This is a genomic window from Atribacter sp., assembly GCF_035418125.1.
GTDB classification, from domain to species: Bacteria; Atribacterota; Atribacteria; order Atribacterales; family Atribacteraceae; genus Atribacter; species Atribacter allofermentans.
Genome location: NZ_DAOLQM010000100.1, coordinates 1 through 7,159, shown reverse-complemented (window position 1 = coordinate 7,159; position 7,159 = coordinate 1). Strand labels below are relative to the sequence as shown.

The 7,159-nt window shown below is 39.4% G+C and carries 4 protein-coding genes and 1 pseudogene; all 5 read left to right on the top strand.

The annotated features are described in order from the left end of the window. Positions 1–236: pseudogene (locus PLK24_RS06310) on the top strand (hypothetical protein); the annotation flags it as partial. After that, positions 233–1,168, top strand: a complete 936-nt coding sequence (locus PLK24_RS06305; protein WP_324477381.1) for an ABC transporter permease — start codon at positions 233–235, stop codon at positions 1,166–1,168. The pseudogene PLK24_RS06310 and the gene PLK24_RS06305, both read left to right, overlap by 4 nt. Before the next feature lie 313 nt (positions 1,169–1,481). After that, complete coding sequence (locus tag PLK24_RS06300) at positions 1,482–3,005, top strand: xylulokinase (protein WP_324477379.1); 1,524 nt, start codon at positions 1,482–1,484, stop codon at positions 3,003–3,005. 241 nt (positions 3,006–3,246) lie between these two features. Further along, positions 3,247–4,983: an ABC transporter ATP-binding protein gene (locus tag PLK24_RS06295; RefSeq protein ID WP_324477377.1), complete on the top strand. Its 1,737-nt coding sequence runs from the start codon at positions 3,247–3,249 to the stop codon at positions 4,981–4,983. 55 nt (positions 4,984–5,038) lie between these two features. Continuing rightward, the gene (locus PLK24_RS06290) at positions 5,039–6,850 is read left to right on the top strand and encodes an ABC transporter ATP-binding protein (RefSeq protein ID WP_433873405.1); all 1,812 of its coding nucleotides are present in this window, start codon (positions 5,039–5,041) and stop codon (positions 6,848–6,850) included. Positions 6,851–7,159 lie beyond the last annotated feature (309 nt).

Genomic DNA, 7,159 nt, shown 5'->3' with positions numbered 1-7,159 from the left:
AACCGACACTTGGAGTCGATGTTGTTTCGAGGAGAGAAATTTACCGTTTTCTCTATGATCTTGCCCGACAGGGTACGGGAATCATTGTCTGTTCAGCAGACATTGAGGAAATATTAGCAATCAGCCACCGTATTGGGGTCATGAACCATGGAGAACTCGTTGATATATTTCCCAATGAAAATATCACCAAAACTGATATTTTATCTCGGAGCTGTTTAAGGAATGAAACAGAATGAGCAATAAAATTCTAAGACAATATGGAACTCTTATTGCTTTATTGGTGGTTGTGGTAATTTTCTCGGCTTTAAAGCCAGGAGCTTTTCCAACCTTTGCCAATTTGGTCAATATTACTCGTCAAATTTCACTTCTTACCATTATTTCGGTTGGAGCGACCATTGCTATGGTGGTTGCTGAATTTGACCTTTCTATCGGAGCAGTGGCCAGCTTTGGTGGAGTCCTAGCTGCCGGATTTACCGTTCAAGGAATGAATGTCGTTCTCTCGATGCTCATTCCAATTGGGTTGTCGTTTCTATTTGGGTTAGGAAACGGATATTTGATCATTCGCTTTCGGATATTTTCATTTATTGCGACTCTCTCAACGGGAACAATATTAGGAGGGGTTACCTTTTGGTATACTGGAGGAGCAACCATTTTTGGTGGTATTCCCGATTCTTTTCTGTGGCTCGGTCAGGCGAAAATCGGCTTTATTCCAGTTCCAACCATTCTCATGATTGCAGTGGTGGTTTTTTTCTGGTTTATTTTTAGCTGGACGGAGTTCGGTCGCCGATTATATGCGATTGGGGGGAACCCGGTTGCATCCCGATTGAGCGGTGTTCATGTGAGTCGCGATAAAACCTATGCTTTTGGGCTATCTTCACTTTTATCAGCTTTTACCGGAGTTATTTTAGCATCTCGACTTGGATCTGCCCATCCTACCGGTGGGAGCGGAATGCTTCTTCAGGCATATGCTGCTGTTTTCTTAGGAATGACAGCATTTAAGGCTGGCATCCCTAATATCTGGGGTACCTTCATCGGTAGCTTACTCATCGGGGTAGTGGCTAATGGGTTGACCATGCTGCAGGTTCCCTATTTTCTCCAAGACATCGTGACTGGAATGATTGTTATTCTTGCGGTCATATTGCAGCATATCGATGAGTGGAGAGGATAATTCAGTGTGTTTAAAACAATCCAAAAACAATGAAAAATATTTTTTCTCACCATGACCAACTCCAACAGCAGATAAGCCATGAGAAGGTGAAAATAAGGATTATCTTGTTAATACAGTGAGTAGTAAATTGTGGGTGGAGAATAGTAAAAACTTCATCCCCATTTTGACTTTTCCCATCAAGAAAGAACTATATATAATGATGAATCATCCTGAGACTTCGTATTAGGAAGTCGTGAGGGTCTAATCTTTTAAATATTTTCATTACACTGTAGGCTGCGTTTCTAATGCAGTTTACTAAGTAGATGGTGATACCATGCAATCGATCCCAAAGCAACCCGGGGTTCTTGGAATTGATGTTGGGACCAGCGGGATGAAAATGGCTTTTTATGATTTTGAAGGGAATGAAATACTTTCTACAAGAGAAGAATATCCAACTTATTATCCCTATCCGGGATGGATTGAGCAATCGCCAGAGGATTGGTGGAATGCGGTCATTCATGGATTGGATACTTTTTGGAAGAGGAATTTAAATCCTCAACAAATTGTGGCGATCGGTTTGAGTGGCCAAATGGAAAACTGCTTACTTCTTGATCAATCTGGTAATCCTCTTCATCGAGTATTGCTCTATTCCGATTCTCGTGCGACCGGAGAAGCTGATTTGATCAGTAGAAGAATAGGGAAAAAAAGAATCCAACAAATTTTTGGAAATCGAATTGACCACGCCACGACTGTAGCAAAATTACTCTGGATAAAAAGGCATCATCCAGAATGGTATCATTTGGCCAAAACAATGGTGAGCGGAGCCAAGGATTTTATTATTTTTCGTTTCACCAACCAATATGTAACCGATCCGACTAATGCTTCAACAACCGGTTCCATGAATATCCTTTCACGACAGTGGGAAAAGGCAATTATAGAAGATATTGGTTTAAGCAGTTCTCTTTTTCCCCCTATCGTTCCAGCAACAGAACAGGTTGGTGTCGTCAGTCAAGACGCATCGATGCAAACTGGAATCACTGCTGGGTGTCCGGTTTTTTGTGGGTTGGGGGATGCCGGCGCATCACAGTTAGGATCGGGAGTGGTCGGATCCGACCGTTCACATTGTTATCTGGGAACCACCGGATGGGTTGCGACGGTAAAATCTGAGTACTCTATACCTCAATCTGAAGGACTTTTTGTTCTCAGTGGCCCAGATTTATACCAATATTTATATATTGCACCATTGCTCAACGCTGGTCGTGCCTATGATTGGATTTTAAGGGTTATAATAGGAGAAAAGAAAAGGAAATATCATGAAATGGAACACCTTCTTTCTACCATCCCTTATGGATCGAATGGATTGTTCTTTTTGCCCTATTTAGTTGGAGAACGATGTCCCTACCGAGATTCAAATGCCACTGGAGTTTTTTTTGGACTTACTGATCAGACAACCGATCTTGACATGATCCGAGCAACTTTAGAGGGAGTGGCTTTTGGAGTTCGGCAAGCTCTTGAAATAACGATGGATCCGACCAAAATAAAGGAGATGGTTGTGACAGGTGGTGGAAGCCAAAGCAAGGTATGGAGTCAAATAATAGCTGATGTATGCGGTTGTAAAGTAACAGTTCCAACCGGAAGCTCCGTAGGCCCTTGTTTCGGTGCTGCGCTTTGTGCTTTGGTGGGGATGAAGATAAAAAGAGGTTTTTCCGATATTGAACCTTTATGGACTCAAGGTCGACAATTTTACCCTCATGAAAAGAACCGAGAGATATATAAAAACTTGTTTCAATTCTATGCAAAATTGTATCCAACCCTGAAGCCTTTATTTAAAAAGAAAAAAATTGGCGATAGTCGGTAATGATTTGTGGATAGCCAAAAACCGAAAATCGGTGAAAGTCAAGAAAATCAGTTGCTCTTTCATCAGATTTTTCTCTTCAACGTTCGTTTTAAGCAAAAATTTGAGCAATTCGATTCGATCAGGTTATTGACACAAGCCCTTTACTGGGACTATGCTTTTTTATCGAGTTCGATTCTGATCCAATGCGTAATTAGGGATAAAGAAAACAAGGTCATTATTCATTCTCTTCGGAGGAAACATATTGAGAAAACTACTCGCCTATTTAAAGCCGTATTGGAAATTGGTGGTTTTAGCGCCACTCTTAATGATAGTCGAAGTAATAGTCGACCTTCTTCAACCAACCTTATTGGCGAAGATTGTGGATGTAGGAATTGCCGGTCAGGATTTAACCTTGGTTATGAGAACCGGTCTTTTTATGATTGGTATAGCCCTGATTGGTATGTTGGGAGGAATGGGTTGCACAGTTGCAGCCAGTATTGCCAGTCAGAGCTTTGGGACTGATCTTCGGTCTGACCTCTTTAAAAAAATTCAAAGTTTTTCTTATGCTGATCTGGAAACTTTTAAGATATCGACCTTAATCACTCGTTTAACCAATGATATTGCCCAAGTTCAGATGTTGGTCCTCATGTCATTACGAATCATGGTAAGAGCTCCGCTTTTAGGTGTTGGGGGAATCATTATGGCTATTTCTATCAACGCTCGGTTAGCTATGATTCTCTTGGCTTCTGTGCCTGCCCTTTTACTTATCTTGTTTTTTGTTATTCAAAAAAGCTTTCCATTATTTATCATGGTTCAGCAGAAGTTAGATCGAGTAAATGCTGTAATGAGAGAAAATTTGTCAGGGATTCGATTGATAAAAGTTTTTAACCGTTCAACATACGAAAAAAAACGATTTTCGATAACCAATAGTGAATTAATAAACAACACAATAAAAGCCTTTAAGTTGGTCATATCAATAATGCCGGTTATGATGTTAATCATGAATTTAAGTTTGGTGGCAGTGATTTGGTTTGGTGGTATACAAGTAAGTGGGGGAACAATGAAGGTTGGAGAGATCATGGCATTTATTAATTACTTTATGCAAATTCTTTTTTCCCTAATGATGGTGAGTGCTATATTTATATTCATAACTAGGGCAAATGCATCTGCAGAACGTATTCATGAGGTTTTATCCATTGTCCCCCAGATTCAGGACCCTTCTCAACCCGACCAAGCTCCATTAAATAAGGGAATGGTTGAATTTGAAAAGATTACCTTTCAATATGGAGAAGATGGAAACGAACCAGCTTTGAAAGATATTTCCTTTGCCGCTCAACCAGGGGAAATCGTTGCTATATTAGGTAGAACGGGATCAGGGAAATCAACTTTAATGAATTTAATTCCACGACTCTATGATGTTAACCAGGGGAGAGTCAAGGTTGATGGAAGAGATGTTCGTACTTTCGATTTTACAACTTTACGATCGTCAATTGGTATGGTACCCCAAGATACCGTCCTTTTTTCCGGAACGATAAAAGAAAATATTAAATGGGGCAATACTCGGGCAACCGATCAAGATGTTATTGCTGCTGCAAAAATAGCTCAAGCCGATCAGTTTATCAGTCAATTTCCTGAGGGTTATGATACGCCGATTAGTCAAGGAGGAACAAACCTCTCTGGTGGTCAAAAACAGCGGGTTGCCATTGCGCGGGCTATTATAAAAAAGCCGCTCATTTTAATACTGGATGATAGCACCAGCGCTGTAGATTTGGCAACAGAAAAAAAGATTCTTTCGGCTTTAAAGGAGACTCTGGTTGACACTACAATTTTTATTGTTGCCCAGAGGATTAGCACCGTTTTAGATGCTGATTGTATTTTACTTTTGGACAATGGGCGGATTGTTGGTCAAGGAAATCATTCCCAGCTCATGAAGAACAATTCTATCTATCAAGAGATATATCAGTCTCAATTGGGAGAAGGGGTGACAATATATGATTGATCCGAGAGCTTCAAAGTCAGGATTTTATTCTGGATCTCGGCAACCAGGTCGCCCCATGGGTGGAATTGGAGGACATGGTCCTCATCAAATGCCGGGACCGATTTCAAAACCAAAAGATACTCGAAAAACAGTAAAACAGTTATGGGTTTATTTAAAAGACCATCGTGGAACCCTGCTTTTTATATTTATCTCGGTGTTGTTATCTTCAATTTTAAATTTAGTAGGACCTTATTTCATTGGAAAAGCTATCGATGATTATATAATCCCCGGTGATTTTAATGGTTTGATGAGAATGGCTTTGATGCTGATTAGTATTTATATCTTGGTTTCACTTTTTACCTATATTCAAAACCGTCTTATGATTCAGGTTGCACAAAAAACAGTATTTCACTTGAGAGAGGATTTGTTTTCCCGATTACAATATCTTCCAATAAAATATTTTGATCAACACCTGCACGGAGATTTAATGAGCCGTTTAACCAATGATATTGACTTGATCAGCAATGCTCTCAGTTCAAGTATTGTACAAGTTTTTACCAGCATTATTACCCTGATTGGAACGGTTATTATGATGCTCTGGCTCAGTCCACTCCTAACCGCAGTGAGTCTAACTGTTATTCCCTTGGTGTTTTTGTTCACACGAATGATCGCTAGCCGAACTCGTGAATCCTTTCTTCGACAACAGTCACAATTGGGCGATTTGAATGGTTTAATAGAAGAGAATATTTCTGGGCAGAAGGTTGTAAAAATCTTCAATCGAGAAAAGCAAGAGATTGAGGAATTTGAAAAACAAAACACTGCTTTAAAAGGAATAGCAATACGTGCTCAAATTTATTCGGGTATTCTCCCTCCATTAATGAATTTGTTAAATAACTTCGGTTTCGCCGTTGTAGCAGGTGTGGGTGGTTATATGGCAATTCGTCAAATCATAACCATAGGTGTTATTGCCAGTTTTATAACTTATTCACGTCATTTTGCTCGTCCTTTGAATGAATTAGCCAATCAGTTCAATATAATTCAGTCGGGACTATCCAGTGCTGAGCGAGTTTTTGATGTTATGAATGAGCCACCCGAAACAGCTGATTCGCCTGATGTTGCTGAGACTTGGGATATTAGGGGAGAGGTTGAATTTCGAGAGGTGAGCTTTAGTTATAAACCTGAAGAACCAGTTTTAAAAAACATTAGTTTTCATATTTTTCCCGGGCAAACCGTTGCTATAGTCGGACCAACTGGTGCGGGAAAAACGACCATAGTTAATCTTTTAACTCGTTTTTATGATGTCGAATCTGGAAAAATCTTCATTGATGGAATTGATATTCGTGATATCAAACGATCAGCCTTGCGATCGCTACTGGGTATTGTTTTACAGGACACTTATCTTTTTGCCGAATCAGTTCGGGACAACATTCGTTATGGACGTCTTGATGCTTCGGATCAAGAAATTCAAGATGTGGCACGCCTAGCTAATGCTGAACAGTTTATTCGACATTTACCAAACGGTTATGATACTATCCTCACTGAAGATGGGAGCGATCTCAGTCAGGGGCAAAGACAACTTATTGCCATATCCCGGGTATTGCTGGCGAATCCTTCAATTTTGATTTTGGATGAGGCAACCAGTAGCATTGATACCCGAACGGAAAAATACGTTCAGAAAGCTATGCTTAATCTTATGAAGGGAAGAACCAGCTTGGTGATCGCTCATCGATTAAGCACCATTCGCAATGCCGATCTGATTTTAGTTATCAACCAAGGTGAAATTGTTGAACAGGGAAACCACCAACAGTTATTGGATAAAAAGGGTTTTTATTATAACCTATATATGAGTCAGTTTAACTCCAAATCCATCCAAACCTTGGAGGTTTAAATGGTTTTTATAGTAAGAATTCTTCTAAAGCATCACTTTTTGTTTATGGTATGTTTAAAATATGATATAGTTTGTTTTCATCAATAAATTGTTCAGGGAATGATTGAGCTTTATAACATCTCTTAAAAAGGATATGAATAATTTTATAATTAAATCAATAATTGATATTATTTTTTTTGAAGGGACTTGCAATATTTTTAAAAATATGTATCATTTATTGGAGAAGCTTAATTTAAGGTTTTTTATGAAATCGTATTCATTCTAACCCTCATTCTAATTTCCCCCTCAGGGGAGGAGAGGGCTTAGGTT

Excerpts from the sequence above, each read along its gene's own strand:
- PLK24_RS06305 (WP_324477381.1), top strand. The coding sequence starts at position 233 with ATGAGCAATAAAATTCTAAGACAATATGGAACTCTTATTGCTTTATTG.
- PLK24_RS06300 (WP_324477379.1), top strand. The coding sequence starts at position 1,482 with ATGCAATCGATCCCAAAGCAACCCGGGGTTCTTGGAATTGATGTTGGG.
- PLK24_RS06290 (WP_433873405.1), top strand. The coding sequence starts at position 5,039 with ATGGGTGGAATTGGAGGACATGGTCCTCATCAAATGCCGGGACCGATT.